Source organism: Streptomyces paradoxus (assembly GCF_014202475.1).
Classification (GTDB): Bacteria; Actinomycetota; Actinomycetes; order Streptomycetales; family Streptomycetaceae; genus Streptomyces; species Streptomyces paradoxus.
Genome location: NZ_JACHGV010000001.1, coordinates 694,614 through 708,104 on the forward strand (window position 1 = coordinate 694,614; position 13,491 = coordinate 708,104).

Annotated in this window: 14 protein-coding genes; 10 read left to right on the top strand and 4 right to left on the bottom strand. The window is 70.9% G+C overall.

Going from position 1 to position 13,491, the window contains the following annotated elements; translation table 11 throughout:
- Positions 1 to 8: 8 nt before the first annotated feature.
- From HNR57_RS03140 to pssA, 6 genes are all read left to right on the top strand, one after another.
- Positions 9 to 2,057, top strand: a complete 2,049-nt coding sequence (locus tag HNR57_RS03140; RefSeq protein WP_184555482.1) for an ethylmalonyl-CoA mutase — start codon at positions 9 to 11, stop codon at positions 2,055 to 2,057.
- Complete coding sequence (locus HNR57_RS03145; RefSeq protein ID WP_184555485.1) at positions 2,054 to 3,016, top strand: HpcH/HpaI aldolase/citrate lyase family protein; 963 nt, start codon at positions 2,054 to 2,056, stop codon at positions 3,014 to 3,016. The genes HNR57_RS03140 and HNR57_RS03145 overlap by 4 nt, the downstream gene beginning before the upstream one ends.
- 5 nt (positions 3,017 to 3,021) lie before the next feature.
- Positions 3,022 to 3,534: a MaoC family dehydratase gene (locus tag HNR57_RS03150; RefSeq protein WP_030843910.1), complete on the top strand. Its 513-nt coding sequence runs from the start codon at positions 3,022 to 3,024 to the stop codon at positions 3,532 to 3,534.
- Between the two features lie 2 nt (positions 3,535 to 3,536).
- A complete protein-coding gene (locus HNR57_RS03155; RefSeq protein WP_184555488.1) occupies positions 3,537 to 4,742 on the top strand; it encodes an acyl-CoA dehydrogenase family protein in 1,206 nt (401 codons plus the stop codon).
- Between the two features lie 172 nt (positions 4,743 to 4,914).
- Positions 4,915 to 5,571 (top strand): phosphatidylserine decarboxylase, encoded by a 657-nt coding sequence (locus HNR57_RS03160; RefSeq protein WP_033309199.1) that lies wholly within the window; start codon positions 4,915 to 4,917, stop codon positions 5,569 to 5,571.
- Between the two features lie 58 nt (positions 5,572 to 5,629).
- A complete protein-coding gene (gene pssA, locus HNR57_RS03165; RefSeq protein ID WP_037667928.1) occupies positions 5,630 to 6,412 on the top strand; it encodes a CDP-diacylglycerol--serine O-phosphatidyltransferase in 783 nt (260 codons plus the stop codon).
- A 93-nt stretch (positions 6,413 to 6,505) separates the two neighbouring features.
- On the opposite strand, the gene HNR57_RS03170 is transcribed toward pssA, so the two are convergent.
- Positions 6,506 to 7,624 (bottom strand): glycerate kinase, encoded by a 1,119-nt coding sequence (locus tag HNR57_RS03170; RefSeq protein WP_184556558.1) that lies wholly within the window; start codon positions 7,622 to 7,624, stop codon positions 6,506 to 6,508.
- A gap of 209 nt (positions 7,625 to 7,833) precedes the next feature.
- On the opposite strand from HNR57_RS03170, the gene HNR57_RS03175 reads away from it, so the two are divergent.
- The 3 genes from HNR57_RS03175 to HNR57_RS03185 all read left to right on the top strand — a co-directional run bounded on the left by HNR57_RS03175 (position 7,834) and on the right by HNR57_RS03185 (position 10,291).
- Positions 7,834 to 8,907, top strand: a complete 1,074-nt coding sequence (locus HNR57_RS03175) for an ADP-ribosylglycohydrolase family protein (RefSeq protein ID WP_184555491.1) — start codon at positions 7,834 to 7,836, stop codon at positions 8,905 to 8,907.
- 46 nt (positions 8,908 to 8,953) lie between these two features.
- Positions 8,954 to 9,448: an NUDIX domain-containing protein gene (locus tag HNR57_RS03180; RefSeq protein WP_184555494.1), complete on the top strand. Its 495-nt coding sequence runs from the start codon at positions 8,954 to 8,956 to the stop codon at positions 9,446 to 9,448.
- A gap of 87 nt (positions 9,449 to 9,535) precedes the next feature.
- Positions 9,536 to 10,291: an SIR2 family NAD-dependent protein deacylase gene (locus tag HNR57_RS03185; protein WP_184555496.1), complete on the top strand. Its 756-nt coding sequence runs from the start codon at positions 9,536 to 9,538 to the stop codon at positions 10,289 to 10,291.
- Here HNR57_RS03185 and HNR57_RS03190 read toward each other — a convergent pair.
- The 3 genes from HNR57_RS03190 to HNR57_RS03200 are packed head-to-tail and all read right to left on the bottom strand — an operon-like array spanning position 10,251 to position 12,987.
- Positions 10,251 to 10,964 carry a bleomycin resistance protein gene (locus tag HNR57_RS03190; protein WP_184555499.1) on the bottom strand — a complete coding sequence of 238 codons (714 nt, stop codon included), beginning with the start codon at positions 10,962 to 10,964 and terminating at the stop codon, positions 10,251 to 10,253. The genes HNR57_RS03185 and HNR57_RS03190 overlap by 41 nt on opposite strands.
- Before the next feature lie 49 nt (positions 10,965 to 11,013).
- Positions 11,014 to 11,496: a methylated-DNA--[protein]-cysteine S-methyltransferase gene (locus tag HNR57_RS03195; protein WP_184555502.1), complete on the bottom strand. Its 483-nt coding sequence runs from the start codon at positions 11,494 to 11,496 to the stop codon at positions 11,014 to 11,016.
- A gap of 9 nt (positions 11,497 to 11,505) precedes the next feature.
- Entirely contained in the window at positions 11,506 to 12,987 is a 1,482-nt protein-coding gene (locus HNR57_RS03200; protein WP_281403861.1) for an AlkA N-terminal domain-containing protein, read from the bottom strand.
- A 131-nt stretch (positions 12,988 to 13,118) separates the two neighbouring features.
- On the opposite strand from HNR57_RS03200, the gene HNR57_RS03205 reads away from it, so the two are divergent.
- Positions 13,119 to 13,481 (top strand): ArsR/SmtB family transcription factor, encoded by a 363-nt coding sequence (locus HNR57_RS03205; protein WP_033309205.1) that lies wholly within the window; start codon positions 13,119 to 13,121, stop codon positions 13,479 to 13,481.
- Positions 13,482 to 13,491 lie beyond the last annotated feature (10 nt).

Genomic DNA, 13,491 nt, shown 5'->3' on the forward strand with positions numbered 1-13,491 from the left:
GGTCATAGATGACTGAGCGTCAGCCCGCCGAAGCGCAGCGGGAGAAGGACCGGCCGTGGCTCATGCGCACGTACGCCGGTCACTCCACGGCCGAGGCGTCCAACGAGCTGTACCGGCGCAACCTCGCCAAGGGCCAGACGGGTCTGTCGGTGGCGTTCGACCTGCCGACGCAGACCGGCTACGACTCCGACCACATCCTCGCCCGCGGCGAGGTCGGCCGGGTCGGCGTGCCGATCGCGCACGTCGGTGACATGCGCCGGCTGTTCCAGGACATCCCCCTGGAGCAGATGAACACCTCGATGACGATCAACGCCACCGCCATGTGGCTGCTGGCGCTCTACCAGGTCGTCGCAGAGGAGCAGGGCGCGGACATCACCAAGCTCCAGGGCACGACCCAGAACGACATCGTCAAGGAGTACCTGTCCCGCGGGACGCACGTCTTCCCACCGGGGCCGAGCCTCCGCCTGACGACGGACATGATCGCGTACACGGTCTCCCACATCCCGAAGTGGAACCCGATCAACATCTGCAGCTACCACCTGCAGGAGGCGGGCGCCACGCCGGTGCAGGAGATCGCGTACGCGATGTCCACCGCGATCGCCGTCCTCGACGCCGTGCGCGACTCCGGCCAGGTGCCGCAGGAGCGCATGGGCGATGTCGTGGCACGCATCTCGTTCTTCGTGAACGCGGGCGTCCGCTTCGTCGAGGAGATGTGCAAGATGCGGGCGTTCGGCCGCATCTGGGACCGCATCACCCGCGAGCGGTACGGCATCGAGAACCCCAAGCAGCGCCGCTTCCGCTACGGCGTCCAGGTCAACTCCCTGGGCCTGACGGAGGCGCAGCCGGAGAACAACGTCCAGCGGATCGTCCTGGAGATGCTGGCCGTCACCCTCTCCAAGGACGCCCGCGCGCGCGCCGTGCAGCTGCCCGCCTGGAACGAGGCGCTCGGCCTCCCCCGCCCCTGGGACCAGCAGTGGTCGCTGCGCATCCAGCAGGTGCTGGCGTACGAGAGCGACCTGCTGGAGTACGAGGACATCTTCGAGGGATCGAAGGTGATCGAGGCGAAGGTGGACGAGCTGGTCGAGGCGTCGTTCGCCGAGATCGACCGCATCCAGGAGATGGGCGGCGCGATGGCGGCCGTCGAGTCCGGCTACCTCAAGTCGCAGCTGGTCGCCTCGCACGCCGAGCGCCGGGGCCGGATCGAGTCCGGCCAGGAGAAGATCATCGGCGTCAACATGTTCGAGGGCACCGAGCCGAACCCGCTGACCGCCGACCTGGACACCGCGATCCAGACGGTGGACCCGGCGGTCGAGGCCCGGGTCATCGCGGCGCTCCAGCAGTGGCGCGACAGCCGCTACCAGCCGCCGTTCAACCACCCGCGGCCCTGCAAGGCGCTGGAGCGGCTGAAGGAGGCCGCGCGCGGCAACGAGAACCTCATGGAGGCCACCCTGGAGTGCGCCCGCGCCGGCGCCACGACCGGCGAGTGGGCTGGGGCCCTGCGCGAGGTGTTCGGCGAGTTCCGGGCGCCCACGGGCGTCTCCTCGGCGCCGGTGGCCGTCCCCGTCGAGGAGGGCAGCACGCTCGCCCTGGTGCGCCGCAAGGTGGACCTGACGGCCAAGGACCTGGGCGTCGGCAAGCTGCGCTTCCTGGTCGGCAAGCCGGGCCTGGACGGGCACTCCAACGGCGCCGAGCAGATCGCGGTCCGTGCGCGGGACGCCGGCTTCGAGGTGGTCTACCAGGGCATCCGGCTGACGCCCGAGCAGATCGTGGACGCGGCCCTCGCCGAGGACGTGCACGCGGTCGGCCTGTCCATCCTGTCCGGCTCGCACGCCCAGCTGGTGCCGGACGTCCTCGAACGGCTCCGTGTGGCGGGTGCCACAGATATACCGGTGATCGCCGGTGGCATCATCCCGAACGGTGATGCCGAGCAGCTCAGGGCAGCCGGAGTGGCCGCGGTCTTCACCCCGAAGGACTTCGACATCACCGGAATCATCGGCCGCATCGTCGACGAGATCCGGAAAGCGAACAAGCTCGACCCCCTGGAGGTCCCCGCATGACCACGGTCAACCGCCTTCGCCCCCGGCGTTCCTGCCTGGCGGTACCGGGCTCGAACCCGCGCTTCCTGGAGAAGGCCCAGGGCCTCCCGGCCGACCAGGTCTTCCTCGACCTGGAGGACGCGTGCGCCCCGCTCGCCAAGCCCGAGGCGCGGCACACCATCGTGAAGTTCCTCAACGAGGGCGACTGGACGGGCAAGACGCGGGTCGTGCGCGTCAACGACTGGACGACCGAGTGGACGTACCGCGATGTCGTCACGGTCGTCGAGGGCGCCGGCCAGAACCTCGACTGCATCATGCTGCCGAAGGTGCAGACGGCCGAGCAGATCGTTGCTCTCGACCTCCTCCTTACCCAGATCGAGAAGACGATGGGCTTCGAGGTCGGCAAGATCGGCATCGAGGCGCAGATCGAGAACGCGCAGGGCCTGAACAACGTCAACGAGATCGCGACGGCCTCCCAGCGCGTCGAGACGATCATCTTCGGCCCGGCCGACTTCATGGCGTCGATCAACATGAAGTCGCTGGTCGTGGGCGAGCAGCCGCCCGGCTACCCGGCGGACGCCTACCACTACATCCTGATGAAGATCCTGATGGCCGCCCGCGCCAACAACCTCCAGGCGATCGACGGCCCCTACCTGCAGATCCGCAACATCGACGGCTACCGCGAGGTCGCCCAGCGCGCCGCCGCCCTCGGCTTCGACGGCAAGTGGGTGCTGCACCCGGGCCAGGTCGAGGCGTCCAACGAGATCTTCTCGCCGTCCCAGGAGGACTACGACCACGCCGAGCTGATCCTGGACGCGTACGACTACTACACGTCCGAGGCGGGCGGCAAGAAGGGCTCCGCGATGCTCGGCGACGAGATGATCGACGAGGCCAGCCGCAAGATGGCGCTCGTCATCTCCGGCAAGGGCCGCGCCGCCGGCATGCAGCGCACCAGCAAGTTCGAGATCCCGGAGGGCTGAGCGCGATGCAGTTCGGACGCACCTACGAGGAGTTCGAGGTCGGGGCGACGTACAAGCACTGGCCGGGCAAGACGGTCACGGAGTACGACGACCACCTGTTCTGTCTCCTCACCATGAACCACCACCCGCTCCACATGGACACGAACTATGCGGAGAAGACGACCGACTTCGGCAAGAACGTCGTCGTGGGCAACTACATCTACTCGCTGCTGCTCGGCATGTCCGTACCGGACATCTCCGGCAAGGCGATCGCCAACCTGGAGATCGAGTCGCTGAAGCACGTGGCGCCGACCTTCCACGGCGACACGATCTACGGCCAGACGACGGTGCTCGACAAGTGGCCGTCGAAGTCGAAGAACGACCGCGGCATCGTCTACGTCGAGACCAAGGGCTACAAGCAGGACGGCACGCTGGTCTGCGTGTTCCGCCGCAAGGTGATGGTGCCGACCGAGACGTACATCAAGGAGCGCGGCGGCGAGCAGCCCGGCCGCCCCGAGCTCAGGGAGCAGGAGAAGTAGCCATGGCGCGACTCGCCCAGACCGCCGGTCTGACGGACGTCCAGCAGGAGATCCTGTCCACCGTCCGGGACTTCGTGGACAAGGAGATCATCCCGGTCGCCACGGAGCTGGAGCACCGCGACGAGTACCCGCAGCAGATCGTCGACGGACTGAAGGAGTTGGGCCTGTTCGGCCTGATGATCCCCGAGGAGTACGGGGGTCTGGGCGAGTCGCTCCTGACCTACGCGCTGTGCGTGGAGGAGATCGCCCGCGGCTGGATGTCGGTGTCCGGCATCATCAACACCCACTTCATCGTGGCGTACATGCTCAAGCAGCACGGCACGCAGGAGCAGAAGGACCACTTCCTGCCGAGGATGGCGGCCGGCGACATCCGGGGCGCTTTCTCGATGTCGGAGCCGGGCCTCGGCTCGGACGTGTCGGCGATCACGTCGAAGGCGGTGAAGGACGGCGAGGAGTACGTCCTCAACGGCCAGAAGATGTGGCTGACGAACGGCGGAACGTCGTCTCTGGTGGCCGTTCTGGTCAGAAGTGACGAAGGTCACCCCGAGGGCACCGCGCCCCACAAGTCGATGACCACCTTCCTCGTCGAGAAGGAGCCCGGTTTCGGCGAGGTCCGGCCCGGCCTCACGATCCCCGGCAAGATCGACAAGATGGGGTACAAGGGGGTCGACACCACCGAGCTCATCATGGATGGCCTGCGGATTCCTGCGAATCGGGTGCTCGGCGGGGTCACCGGCCGTGGTTTCTACCAGATGATGGACGGCGTGGAGGTCGGCCGCGTCAACGTGGCGGCGCGTGGCTGTGGCGTCGCTCAGCGTGCGTTCGAACTGGGCGTCCAGTACGCGCAGCAGCGCCACACCTTCGGGAAGGCGATCGCCCAGCACCAGGCGATCCAGTTCAAGCTGGCCGAGATGGCTACCAAGGTCGAGGCCGCCCATGCGATGATGGTGAACGCAGCACGCAAAAAGGACTCCGGGGAGCGAAACGACCTGGAGGCCGGGATGGCGAAGTACCTCGCCTCCGAGTACTGCAAGGAGGTCGTGGAAGACGCCTTCCGGATCCACGGAGGGTACGGCTTCTCCAAGGAGTACGAGATCGAGCGCCTCTACCGCGAGGCTCCCATGCTGCTCATCGGTGAAGGTACCGCCGAGATCCAGAAAATGATCATCGGCAGGCGGCTGCTCGAAGAGTATCGATTCCAGGGATAGATGTCCGGATACGGGGTGTTTTCTTGGAGAAGAAGATCACACCCCGTCAGCACTCTTCTGCCGCCGACTCGGCTGCCTGGCTTACCCAGTTACGGCCCCGAGCCGCTACGATCGCCGGAAAGCCGCCGTCCCCCGTCAGAGTGCGGCATCATCTCCGCTACGAAGGTCATCCATGCCCCACAGCCAAACCTCTGCACCTCGCGACAGCCGGGCCGGCGTACGCCTCGCGCGCGGAGCATCGCCGTGGCTCCTTCCGACCGTCGCCACCGCAGCCCTCAGCCTGGCCCGTGCGCGCCGCTCCGGCGCCGCCAAGGCCGTCGCCGTTCCCGCCACCGCGCTCGCGGCGGGAATGCTGTGGTTCTTCCGCGACCCCGAGCGCGAGATCACCCAGGGCCGGGTCATCTCGCCCGCCGACGGTGTGGTGCAGAGCATCATGCCGTGGAAGGACGGCCGCACCCGCGTCGCGATCTTCATGAGCCCGCTCAACGTCCACGTGAACCGCGCCCCGCTGGCCGGCACCGTGACGTCGGTCGAGCACATCCCCGGTGGCTTCGTTCCCGCCTTCAACAAGGAGAGCGAGAACAACGAGCGGGTCGTCTGGCACTTCGACACCGAGCTCGGCGACATCGAGATGATCCAGATCGCCGGCGCGGTCGCCCGCCGCATCGTCCCCTACCTGCCCCAGGGCACGAAGGTGGAGCAGGGCGAGCGGATCGGCCTGATCCGCTTCGGCTCGCGTGTCGACCTCTACCTGCCCGAGGGCGTGGAGGTCGCGGTCGAGGTCGGTCAGAAGACGGTGGCTGGGGTGACTCGCATTGACCGTGATTGATCCTGATACCAAGGCCGGCTGGGTCCCGGAGGCCGACGAGGTCGACGAGGAAGAGGAGATGCCCCTCTCCCTCCGCCTGTCGATAGCGGACACCCTGACCCTCGGCAACGCCACGTGCGGCTTCATGGCGGTGTACTTCACCACCACCGGCATCCTGATCCCGCACCTCACGGGCAGCCAGGAGACCGGCATGGCCCGCCACAGCGCGGCCACGGCGGTCATCCTCATGCTCTGCGCGGCGGTCTTCGACCTCTTCGACGGCCTGGTGGCGCGCAAGCTGCGTTCCTCCCCCATGGGCGCGGAGCTGGACAACCTGTCCGACCTGATCAGCTTCGGCCTGGCACCGGCGTACTTCGTGCTGGTCTACGGCATGGTCGCGAACGACGCCCACCAGCGGGTGGCGGCGGTCGGGGCGATCGTGGTGCTGCTGGCGGTGGTGCTACGGCTCGCGCGGTTCTCGTGCGTGACGGTGAAGGACGGCACGTTCCAGGGCATGCCCTCGCCGTTCGGTGCGCTGACGGTGGTCGCGATCGTGCTGCTGGAGCTGCCGTTCGAGGCCACGCTGCTGGCGATCGTGGGGACGGCGTGGCTGATGGTGAGCCGGGTCGAGTACCCGAAGCCCCGCGGCTGGCTCGCGGTGGCGATGCTGATCTGGATCGTCCTGTCCATGGGTCTGCTGGCGGCCTGGGCCTTCGGCGCGCCCGGCGGACAGCTCCTCCTGCAGACGGGGTGCGCGCTCCAGCTGGTCACGGGGGCGGTGATCCCGCTGTTCGCGACGGCTCGCCGGGTGAACAACTTCCGCGACAACCGCCGCGAGGCGCGGGCGGCGCAGCTGCCGTAGCGACCGTACGACGATGAAGGCCCCGAGCTGAGCGCTCGGGGCCTTTCTCATGGCCGGGCCTTCGCGTGCCTGCGGCGGCGGGAGCCGCCCGGATCAGGTGAGGAAGTCCCTGGCGATGCGTTCCGCGACCCGTTCCAGGATCGGGCCCGCCTCGGCGATGCACTTGGCCACGTCCGGCTCGGCGTCCGTCAGGGGGTAGGCCCGGCGGAAACCGGCGCGGCCGAGCACCTGGGGCGGCAGGGCGAGGCGGCCGCAGACCGCCACGACGTCCTTGTCCGCGGCGCGGGCCGCGGCGGCGACGCCCGCGGGGGCCTTGCCGTGCAGGGTCTGCTCGTCGAGGGAGCCCTCGCCGGTGATGACCAGGTCGGCGCGGTCCAGGGCGGGTGCGAAGCCCAGGACGTCGAGCATGACCTCGATACCGGGGCGGAACCGGGCGCCGAGCAGCAGGGCGCCGTAGCCGATGCCGCCCGCCGCGCCCGCGCCCGGCGACGCCGCGTAGTCGGCGGCTTTCGCGCCGGCCGGGCCCTGGAGCACCTTCGCGAAGTGCGCGAGGGCGGCGTCCAGGGCCGCCACGTCCTCGGGTGAGGCGCCCTTCTGCGGGCCGTAGACCGCGGGGGCGCCCTTCGGGCCGGTCAGCGGGTTGTCGACGTCGCTCGCGAGCACCAGCTCGATCTCGGCGAGACGCGGGTCGAGTCCCGACAGGTCGGCGGTGGCCAGCTCGGCGAGTCCGCCGCCGCCCGGGGGCACCGGCTTCCCGGCGGCGTCCTGGAACCGGGCGCCGAGCGCCGACAGCATCCCGGCGCCGCCGTCGGTGGTGGCGCTGCCGCCGACTCCGAAGACGATGGTGCGGGCGCCCGCGTCCAGCGCCGCCCGCAGCAGCTCGCCGGAGCCGTACGTGGATGCCGTGAGCGGGGCGAAGACCCCGGCGGGCAGCCGCTGCAGCCCGCTCGCCTCGGCCATCTCCACGACCGCGGTGCCGTCCCGCAGCGCGAACGCCGCCGTCACCTCGTCACCGAGGGGGCCGGCGACCCGTACCTCCCGGCGCTCGAACCCGGCCGCGACGGCCGCGGCCACGGTCCCGTCGCCGCCGTCGGCCACCGGAAGTGTCTCGACCGCCAGGTCCGGCAGGACCCGGCGCAGGCCGGCCGCGACCCGCTCGGCGACCTCCACGGCCGTCAGCGACCCCTTGAACTTGTCCGCGGCGACGAGCACCCGCTGTGCCTTCCGGGTGCCGCTCACTGCAGCGTCCGCCACTTGCACTCCCCTTGCTCTCCGGGCCCTCACGCACGTCAAGGCCAGTCGCGCCGCTGTGACCTTAACCGGCAAAGCCCCCGCCCGTCAGCCTTTGCCCACCCCCTGGACCGACGTCCGTCAGGGGCGCGGGGCCGCAAGCACCGCCCCGAAACGGGTAGACCTCAACCATGACCCTCGTCGACACCGGAACGGCGCTCTCCGACCGCATCCTCGGCGGCTGGCAGGGCCGCATCGCGGGCAACATGCTCGGCAAACCGGTCGAGCAGGGCGAGGTGTGGACCCGCGACCGCATCGACCGCTACCTCAGACAGGCCGGCGCCCTCCCCCTCACCGACTACCTGCCCGAGCCGATCAGCGAGCACGAGGGCTTCGAGCTGCGGCCGGAATGGCGCCAGTGCGTCCGCGGCCGCATCCACGGCAGCTGCCGTGACGACGACGTCGACTACGCGATCCTCGGCCTCGACCTGCTGGAGACCCACGGCTTCGGCTTCAGCACCGAGCAGGTCGGCGACCTGTGGCTGCTGCGGCTGCCGTATCTGCAGACCTTCACCGCCGAGCGGGCCGCGTACCGCAACCTCGCGGGCGGGCTGAAGCCGCCGCTGACGGCGACGTACGACAACCCGTACCAGGAGTGGATCGGCGCCCTCATCCGCGCCGACATCTTCGGCTGGACCTGCCCGGGCGTCCCGCGCCGCGCGGCGCTGCTCGCCCGGCGGGACGCGGTGCTGTCGCACACCGGGAACGGGGTCTACGGGGCGATGTGGGCGGCGGCGCTGATCGCGGCGGCGTTCACGGCGCCCACCGTGCGGCACGCCGTCGACGAGGCCCTGGCCGTGATCCCGGCGAGCAGCCGCCTCGCCCGCACGGTACGCCGGGTCGTCTCCCTGCACGACACCCGGATGTCCTGGGAGGACACGCTCACCACGGTCGCCGAGGAGACCACCGGCATGGGGTGGATCCACACCGTCCCGAACGCGGCCGTCCTCACCGCCGGTCTGCTCTACGGGGACGGTGACTTCACCCGCACCATCGCCCTGACCGTCCGCGGGGGCCTGGACACCGACTCCAACGGCGCGACGGCGGGTTCGGTGGCCGGTGTGTTCGGCGGGGCGGCGGCCATCCCCGGCCAGTGGACGGCCCCGCTGGAGGACACGGTCCGCAGCGCGGTGTTCGGCTTCGACGGGGTGCGGATCAGCGAACTGGCGGAACGGACGCTGCGGCTGGCGGAGCAGGCGGCCTGACCGGAGGGGTGAGGCGGGACGCGCGCGGAGCTACTACCCTGCACCGATGACCTCCTCTCCTGACTACGCCGCCTACATCGCGTCCCTGCCCCGCGTCCTGGCCGGTTCCGCGGTGCTGTTCCGGGACGGCGTGGGCCGTGTGCTGCTCGTCGAGCCCAGCTACCGGGAGGGCTGGGTGCTGCCCGGCGGAACCGTCGAGTCCGACGACGGCGAGACCCCGCGGCAGGGTGCGCGGCGCGAGACGGCCGAGGAGATCGGACTCGACCGTGAGCTCGGCCGGCTGCTGACGGTGGACTGGGTGCAGGGCGTGGGCCGTCCGCCGCTGGTGGCGTACCTGTACGACGGTGGGGTGCTGAGCGAGGACGAGTTCAAGGCGATCCGCCTCCAGGAGGAGGAGCTGCTGTCCTGGCGGCTGGTGGCGCGCGAGGAGCTGACCGAGTACCTGTCGGCCGCCCACAGCGGCCGGGTCCTGGCCGCCCTCGACGTCCTGGCGGACGGCTCGGGCACGGCGGAGCTGGAGAACGGCCGCCGGGTGTTCTGACCTGCCCCGGCCGCTCCCCCGTCCCCCACGGCGTCCTGGCCGATATCCGTTCGCCGCCGCCCCGTGGCCCGGCCTACCCTCGGTGACATGGCCAAGCCCCTCGTCGCCCTGCTCACCGGTGCCGGCATCAGCACGGACTCCGGGATCCCGGACTACCGCGGGCCGAACGGGCTGTGGCGGCGGGATCCCGAGGCCGAGAAGCTCGTCACGTACGAGTACTACATGGGCGACCCGGAGATCCGTCGCCGCTCCTGGCTGATGCGGCGCGAGACAGGGACGCTGCGGGCGGAGCCCAACGCCGCGCACCGGGCGGTGGCCGGTCTTGCGCGGTCCGGGGTGCCGGTGCGGGTGATCACGCAGAACGTGGACGGGCTGCACCAGCTGGCCGGGATGCCGGCCCGCAAGGTGCTCGAACTGCACGGCTCGGCGCGGAGTTTCGTCTGCACGGGCTGCCACGCCCGCGGCCCGATGACGGACGCGCTGGCCCGGGTCGAGGCCGGTGAGGAGGACCCGCCGTGCCGGGAGTGCGGCGGCATCCTGAAGCCGGCGACGGTGATGTTCGGTGAGCGGCTCGACCCCGTCGTCCTCGGCGAGGCGGCCGCCATCAGCAAGGCCTGCCAGGTTTTCGTCGCCGTCGGCACGAGCCTTCAGGTCCAGCCCGCCGCCGGTCTCGCCGGTGTGGCCGCCGACCACGGTGCCCGTCTGATCATCGTCAACGCCGAGCCGACCCCGTACGACGACCGTGCCGACGAGATCGTCCGCGATCCCATCGGCACGGCGCTGCCGGAGCTGCTGCGCGGCCTCACGGCCGAAGCGAGCCCCGCAGGTCCGCCAGGCGGGTGAGCGCGTCACGGCCGAGGTCGCGCTCGGCCGGGGTGAGGTCGAGCGCGGCGGCCCGGGCGAGGGCGGTGGCGGTCGCGTCCTCGTCGTCGAGCCGTGCCGCGACGTCCGCGCGCAGGACGAGGAGCTGCAGCAGCTGGAGGCGCGTCGGCGTCTCGTCCGTCAGGCCCAGTGCCCGGTCGACGACCTTGGCGGCGCCCGCCGGGTCCCCCTTGGAATCCGCCAGGAGGGACGCGAAGTGCAGGGCCCGCGCGAACGTCTCCTCGGGGGCGGGCCCGTGGTGCCGCTCCCCGCCGGTGCGCTGCCCGACGCGGACGCAGTTGCCCCCGGGGTCGGTCACGAGGAACTGCCGCACGCCGTACGACATGTCCTTGAGCGGTCCGACCCGTGGCAGCCCGCGGGTGGGGATCCTGCCGTACGTCTTCTTCAGCCCCGCCCGGAACGCCCGGTAGAGGCCGTCGACGTCGTCGGTCAGGACGTAGCAGGTGCTGAACGACGCGGCCGGCTCGTACTGCTTCATGGCGAAGAACTGCAGCTCGATGCCGCCGCGTTCCACGACCGCGTACGGGTTGGGGCTGCGCTGCTCGTACGTCACCTCGAATCCGAGGGCGGTGTAGAAGTCGAGGACGGGCTGGAGGGTCCGGCAGGGCAGGATCGGGATCGTCTTCTCCGGCATGGTGCCAGTCTAGTCAAATTTGACGAGCCGCGGGAGGTGAGTCGCGGCGTCAGAAGAGCGAGGCTCCGCGTTCGAAGTCCAGCAGACGCTGCTTGCGCTCCAGGCCGCCGCCGTAGCCCGTCAGGCTCCCGTTCGCCCCGATCACCCGATGGCACGGCACGATGACGCCGATGGGATTGCGGCCGTTGGCGAGGCCGACCGCGCGGGAGGCGGTGGGGGCGCCGAGGAGGCCGGCCAGCTGACCGTAGGTGCGGGTCTCGCCGTACGGGATGCGGCGCAGTGCGTCCCAGACCGTGCGCTGGAACGGGGTGCCGTTCAGCCGGAGTTCGACCGTGAACTCCTTCAGCTCGCCCGCGAAGTAGGCCTTCAGCTGCTCCTCCGTCTCGGCGAAGAGGGTGTCGTCGCGGGTTCCGAAGGTCTCCTCGGGCGGGCGGTGGCGCTGGTCGGTCATGTACAGGCCGCACAGGACACCGTCGTCGGCGACGAGGGTGAGGGGGCCGTAGGGGCTGTCGGTCACGGTGTGCTGCTTCATCGGACGTCCCTATACCGGAAGGAAGTTGATCGGGTGGCTGTCGGTCGCCCAGAGGTACTGGACCGCGTAGGCCCGCCAGGGGCGCCAGGCCCCGGCGCGTGCGGTGAGGGCGGCGGGAGTGAACGGCAGGCCCAGTTCGCGGGCCGCGCGGCGGATGCCGAGGTCGGTGGGGAGGAAGGCGTCGGGGTCGCCGAGGGCGCGCATGGCGATGACGTCCACCGTCCAGGGGCCGAAGCCGGGCAGGGCGAGGAGCCGGTCGCGGGTGCGGGGCCAGTCACTCTCCACACCGAGGTGGAGGTCCCCGTCGGCGAGGGCGCGGACCAGGGTGGTGAAGGTCGTGCGGCGGGTGCGCGGCATCGCGAGCGTCTCGGGGTCGAGCGCCGCGAGCGCCTCGGGGGCCGGGAAGAGGTGGGTGAGGCCGCCCTCGGGGTCCTCGACCGGTTCGCCGTACGCGCTGACCAGACGGGCCGCGTGGGTGCGGGCGGCGGCGGTGGAGACCTGCTGGCCGAGCACGGCCCGGACGGCGAACTCGGCCTCGTCGACGGTGCGCGGCACGCGCCGGCCGGGCGCCTTGTCGACCAGCGGCGCCAGCACCGGGTCCGCGCGGAGCTGGTCGTCGATCGCGACGGGGTCGGCGTCCAGGTCGAGCAGCCGGCGGCAGCGGCTGATGGCGACGGTCAGATCGCGCAGGTCGCTGAGGGTGAGACGGCAGGCGATGTGGTCCGGCTCGGGGGTGAGGGCCACGATGCCATGGCCGTACGGGAGGCGCAGGGTGCGGCGGTAGGAGCCGTCGCGCCACTCCTCCACGCCGGGTACGGCGGTCGCGGCGAGGTGGCCGAAGAGGTTGTCGGGGTTGAGCGGGGCTCGGAACGGCAGCCGCAGCGACAGGGCGCCGGGGGCGCTCGCGCCCTGCCGTTTCGGGGCGCGGGCGCGCAGTTCGCCGGGGGGCAGGGCGAAGACCTCGCGGACCGTGTCGTTGAAGGTCCGGATGGAGGCGAAGCCGGCGGCGAAGGCGATCTGCGCCATGGGCAGTGCGGTCGTCTCGATGAGCAGCCGGGCCGTCTGGGCGCGTTGCGCGCGGGCGAGCGCGAGCGGGCCCGCGCCCAGCTCGGCGGAGAGCTGCCGCTCGACCTGCCGGGTGCTGTAGCCGAGCCGGCCGGCGAGACCGGGCACGCCCTCGCGGTCGACGACCCCGTCGGCGATCAGCCGCATGGCACGGGCCACGAGGTCGGCGCGCTGGTTCCACTCCGGGGAGCCGGGGCTGGTGTCGGGCCGGCACCGTTTGCAGGCCCGGAACCCGGCCTGCTGACAGGCCGCCGCGCTCGGGTGGAAGACCATGTTCTCCGGTTTGGGCGGCACCACCGGGCAGCTGGGACGGCAGTAGATGCCGGTGGTCAGGACGGCCGTGAAGAACCAGCCGTCGAAGCGTGCGTCCTTGGACCGGACGGCGCGCACGCAGCGCTCGGTGTCGGTGTGCATCCCCATCTGCATGGCTCCAGCATCCGGCACCGGGCGGCGCGGGGCTGGCGAGAATCCGACATGGACGTGCCGGCTCGGAACGGCCCCACGGGTACAGTTGAAGATTCATTCATATGTTCGCGTGGGGCCGCTAGGATGACGTCATGGGTCATGGAGCCGTCACCCCCGTGCAGGACGCCGGCGAGCGCGTGCGCCTGGACGCGGACAACGTCGCGAAGGTCGCCACCACGCTCCAGGCCCTGTCCACGCCCTCCCGGCTGCTGATCCTGGCTCGGCTGCGCGAAGGTCCGCTGCCGGCCACGGAGTTGGCCGCCGAGGTGGGCATGGAGCAGTCGGCCTGCTCGCACCAGCTGCGGCTGCTGCGCAATCTGGGCCTGGTCGTGGGCGAGCGGCGGGGCCGTTCGGTGGTGTACGCGCTGCACGACCACCATGTCGCCGAGCTGCTCGACCAGGCCGTGTACCACGTGGAGCATCTGCGGCTGGGCATCAGCGACGCCGCCGACTGAGGCGGCGCCG

Excerpts from the sequence above, each read along its gene's own strand:
- HNR57_RS03160 (WP_033309199.1), top strand. The coding sequence starts at position 4,915 with ATGCCCCACAGCCAAACCTCTGCACCTCGCGACAGCCGGGCCGGCGTA.
- HNR57_RS03205 (WP_033309205.1), top strand. The coding sequence starts at position 13,119 with ATGGGTCATGGAGCCGTCACCCCCGTGCAGGACGCCGGCGAGCGCGTG.
- HNR57_RS03180 (WP_184555494.1), top strand. The coding sequence starts at position 8,954 with ATGACCTCCTCTCCTGACTACGCCGCCTACATCGCGTCCCTGCCCCGC.
- HNR57_RS03155 (WP_184555488.1), top strand. The coding sequence starts at position 3,537 with ATGGCGCGACTCGCCCAGACCGCCGGTCTGACGGACGTCCAGCAGGAG.
- HNR57_RS03140 (WP_184555482.1), top strand. The coding sequence starts at position 9 with ATGACTGAGCGTCAGCCCGCCGAAGCGCAGCGGGAGAAGGACCGGCCG.
- HNR57_RS03195 (WP_184555502.1), bottom strand. The coding sequence starts at position 11,496 with ATGAAGCAGCACACCGTGACCGACAGCCCCTACGGCCCCCTCACCCTC.
- HNR57_RS03190 (WP_184555499.1), bottom strand. The coding sequence starts at position 10,964 with ATGCCGGAGAAGACGATCCCGATCCTGCCCTGCCGGACCCTCCAGCCC.
- HNR57_RS03200 (WP_281403861.1), bottom strand. The coding sequence starts at position 12,987 with ATGCAGATGGGGATGCACACCGACACCGAGCGCTGCGTGCGCGCCGTC.
- HNR57_RS03150 (WP_030843910.1), top strand. The coding sequence starts at position 3,022 with ATGCAGTTCGGACGCACCTACGAGGAGTTCGAGGTCGGGGCGACGTAC.
- pssA (WP_037667928.1), top strand. The coding sequence starts at position 5,630 with ATGCCCCTCTCCCTCCGCCTGTCGATAGCGGACACCCTGACCCTCGGC.
- HNR57_RS03185 (WP_184555496.1), top strand. The coding sequence starts at position 9,536 with ATGGCCAAGCCCCTCGTCGCCCTGCTCACCGGTGCCGGCATCAGCACG.
- HNR57_RS03145 (WP_184555485.1), top strand. The coding sequence starts at position 2,054 with ATGACCACGGTCAACCGCCTTCGCCCCCGGCGTTCCTGCCTGGCGGTA.
- HNR57_RS03175 (WP_184555491.1), top strand. The coding sequence starts at position 7,834 with ATGACCCTCGTCGACACCGGAACGGCGCTCTCCGACCGCATCCTCGGC.